The organism is Streptomyces sp. NPDC001100, assembly GCF_053598575.1.
Map to the genome: position 1 here is coordinate 1 of NZ_JBSFKO010000087.1, position 3,934 is coordinate 3,934.

The window sequence follows — 3,934 nt, forward strand, 5'->3', positions numbered from 1 at the left end:
CCACCGTCATCACCACTGCCGTCCTGTTGGAGGAGGGCATCACCGGTGAGGACGCGCCACCGGCGATTGGACGCCCGCTGCCGAATGTCCGTACCTACGTGCTGGACACGTTCCTGCGGCCTGTGCCGGTGGGCGTGGCGGGGGAGTTGTACATCGCGGGGGAGGGTCTGGCCCGCGGCTATATCGGTCGTGCGGATCTGACGGCGGAGCGGTTCGTGGCCTGTCCCTTCGGTGACGGCACGGGGCGGATGTATCGCTCCGGTGACCTGGCTCGCTGGACTTCGGGCGGGCAGTTGGAGTTCGTGGGGCGTGCGGACGCGCAGGTGAAGATCCGGGGGTTCCGCGTCGAACTCGGCGAGGTCGAGACGGTGTTGGCCGCCCATGCACAGGTCGAGCGGGCCGTGGTGCTGGCGCGCGACGGACGGCTGATCGGATACGTCGTCGGGGACGCGGACGCCGAAACGCTGCGGGCCTTCGCCGCAACTCGCCTGCCCGAGTACATGGTTCCGTCGGCAGTCGTCGTACTCGACACGTTCCCGCTGACCGTCAACGGCAAGATCGACCGCTCCGCCCTGCCGACGCCGGAAGCCGCGGTGAGTGCCGGTCGGGCTGCGGAGACGCCTGCCGAGAAGGTGTTCTGCGCCCTGTTCGCCGAGGTGTTGGGGCTGGAGGTGGTCGGGGTCGGGGACGGGTTCTTCGACTTGGGCGGCGATTCGATCATGTCGATGCAGCTCGCTTCCCGGGCCCGTGCCGCAGGGTGGACCGTTTCGCCGCGGCAGGTGTTCGAGGAGAAGACGCCGGAACGGTTGGCGCTGGTGGCGGTCACGGTGGCCGGTGGGGCGGCGGGGCAGAGGGCGGACACGGGTGTCGGTGAGGTGCCGTGGACCCCGGCGATGCGGTCGATGGGCGCGCACGCGCTGCGGGGCGAGTTCGCGCAGTGGACGGTGATCGGTGCGCCGGCCGGGCTGGGTCTGGATGTGCTGGCGTCAGGAGTGGAGGCGCTGCTGCGGGCGCACGGGATGCTCCGGGCCCGGACCGGGAGCGACCTTCGGACACTGCTGGTTTCGGAGGCAGTTGGGATCGACGCGTCCGGGCTGGTGGTCCGGGTGGATGCCGTAGGCCTTGCTGAGGGTGAGTTGGACCGGCTGGCGGTGGAGGCCGCTCGGCCTGCGGTGGCGCGGTTGGATCCGGCGGCCGGGGTGATGCTGCAGGTGGTGTGGGTGGATGCCGGGCCGGGCCGGGGTGGTCGGATTGTGCTGGCGGCTCATCACCTGGCGGTCGACGGGGTGTCGTGGCGCGTCCTGGCGCAGGATCTGGGAACCGTGTGCGAGGCGGCGGCCGTTGGCCGGCGACCGGTCCTCGAACCGGCGCCGACCTCCTTCCGCACCTGGGCCCGGGAGTTGGAGCGGTCGGCGGAAGACCCGCAGCGGGTCGGGGAGTTGGCGAACTGGGTCGAGCTGGTGGGCACCGCCGGTGAGCCGCTGATCGGCCGCCGCGCCCTGGACCCGGCCGTCGACACGGTTGCGTCCTTGCGGCGTTGCTCCTGGTCGGTTCCGGTGGGTGAGTCCGTGGTGCTCGTCGGTGAGGTGCCGGGGGTGTTCCACTGCGGTCTGCATGAGGTGCTGCTGGCGACGCTGGCCGGTGCGGTGGCGGGGTGGCGGCCGGGCATCGGGGCTGAGCCGGGCGGGTTCCTGGTGGAGGTCGAGGGGCATGGCCGCGAGCCGTTGTCGGCGGGGATGGATCTGTCGCGGACGGTGGGCTGGTTCACCGCCGCCTATCCGGTACGGCTGGACGCCTCCGGTGTGGACCTGACTGAGGCTACGGCCGGCGGTGCGGCGGCTGGTGTGCTGGTGAAGCGGGTGAAGGAGCAGGTGCAGGCGGTGCCCGGAGACGGGCTCGGCCATGGCCTGTTGCGTCACCTGAATCCAGAGACAGCGCCGGAGCTGGCGGCCCTGCCGGTGCCGCAGGTCGGGTTCAACTACCTGGGCCGGTTCGCGACCGCCGGTGGTGCCGGGACGAGTTCGGCCGAGCCGTGGCAGTCGGCCGGGGACACGGCCGTCGGAGGCGCTGCCGATCCGGGCATGCCGGTGCTGCACGCGCTCGATGTGGGTGCCGTGGTCGCGGACACCGCGAGCGGCCCGGAGTTGACGCTCACCCTGAGCTGGCCCGCCGCGCTGCTGGACGAGACCGACGTACAGGAGTTGGGGCAGGCCTGGCTAGGGCTGCTGAACGGCCTCGCCGCGCACACCGCCGACCCGTCGGCCGGCGGCCACACGCCCTCCGACTTCTCACTCCTCGATCTCGACCAGGACGAAGTCGACGATCTGGAGGCCGAGTTCGCCGACGACCACCTCTGATTCCCGGCCACTGCCCCTCGACCTCCGTCCCCCCCGACAACTGAGCACCGCTCACTGCCGACCCATCCCCACCGCTCTGTCCCTGCCGCCGAACCGAAGTTGCGAACCGCTGTGAGGAGACGTACGCGATGACCCGGACCCGGACCGCCATCGAAGACATATGGCCGCTGTCGCCGCTTCAGGAGGGGCTGCTGTTCCACGCGTCCCTCGGGGACGAGGCCTCCGACGTGTACGCGGGCCAACGGGCCCTGGCCCTCGACGGACCGCTCGACGTCGACCGTCTCCGCCGGTCCTGGGAGGGGCTGATCGCCCGCCACGGGACCTTGCGGGCCAGTTTTCGCCGGCGCAAGTCGGGTGAGGCGGTGCAGGTCATCGCGCGAGAGGTGGAGCTGCCGTGGCATGAGGTCGATCTGAGCGGCCTGCCCGAGGCCGCTGTGGAGTCCGAGGCGGCCCGGTTGTCCGGGGCCGAACTCGCGGCCGGCTTCGATGTTGCGCGCGGTCCGTTGCTGCGGTTGCTGCTGCTGCGCCTGGGCGAACGGCGTCATCGGCTGGTACTGACGACCCATCACATCGTGCTCGACGGCTGGTCGTTGCCCATCCTGGTGAACGAGCTTGAGGTGGTGTACCGAGCGGACGGGGATGCCGGGGCGCTGCCTCCGATCAGGTCGTACCGCGACTACCTGGCCTGGCTCGGCCGTCAGGACCGGGAGGCGGCACGCGCCGCGTGGCGGGAGGAGTTGGCGGGGGCGGAGGAACCGACCCTGGTCGTCCCCGCGAACCCGGCCCGGCTGCCACTGCGGCCCGAGACGGTCCTCGGCGAGTGCGATGCGGAGTTGACGCGGGCGCTGAACGACGTGGCCCGTCAGAGTGGCGTCACCATGGCGACGGTGGTCCAGGGTGCGTGGGCTCTGGTGCTGGCCCGCCTGTCCGGACGGCAGGATGTGGTGTTCGGGACGACGGTTGCCGGGCGGCCGGCCGATCTGCCGGGTGCGGAGTCGCTGATCGGGTTGTTCATCAACACCCTGCCGGTGCGCGCCGAGTTGGCCGGTGACCTGTCCGTGGCCGACCTGCTGTCCGAACTCCAGGACCGGCAAGTGAACCTGATGGGCCATCAGTACCTCGGATTGGCCGAGGTCAAGCAACTCGCCGGACCAGGCGCCGAGTTCGACACGCTCGTCGTCTACGAGAACTACCCGCACTCCGCCGCTCCGGCACCGTACGACCCGGACACGCTCGTCATCGGGCCGGGCGGCGCCCCACAGGACGCCAGTCACTACCCACTGGGGCTGATCGTCATCCCGGGCGAACGGATGGAACTGCACCTCGACTACCGCCCCGACCTCTTCGACGGGGCCCGTGCCGAAAGCGTGCTGGCCTCGCTGGTAAGGGTGTTGGAGCAGATAGCGGCCGATCCGCAACTGCGGCTGAGCGACGTCGAGTTGCTGGACGAGGCTGAGCGGTCCGCGGTCGTCGAGGAGTGGAACGCCACCGCGCAGGATGTGGACGCGTCGACGGTGCTGCGGCGGTTCCGTGGGTGGGCGGTGCGGACGCCGGATGCGGCCGCGTTGTGGGTCCGG

General features: G+C 71.0%; 2 protein-coding genes. Both read left to right on the top strand.

What is annotated here, in order from left to right; translation table 11 throughout:
- A partial coding sequence (locus ACWDEW_RS48730) for a condensation domain-containing protein (protein ID WP_450522813.1) occupies positions 1 to 2,357 on the top strand: 2,357 nt, incomplete at its 5' end.
- A gap of 128 nt (positions 2,358 to 2,485) precedes the next feature.
- Positions 2,486 to 3,934, top strand: a 1,449-nt coding sequence (locus ACWDEW_RS48735) for a condensation domain-containing protein (RefSeq protein WP_450522815.1), incomplete at its 3' end; no start/stop codon positions are given.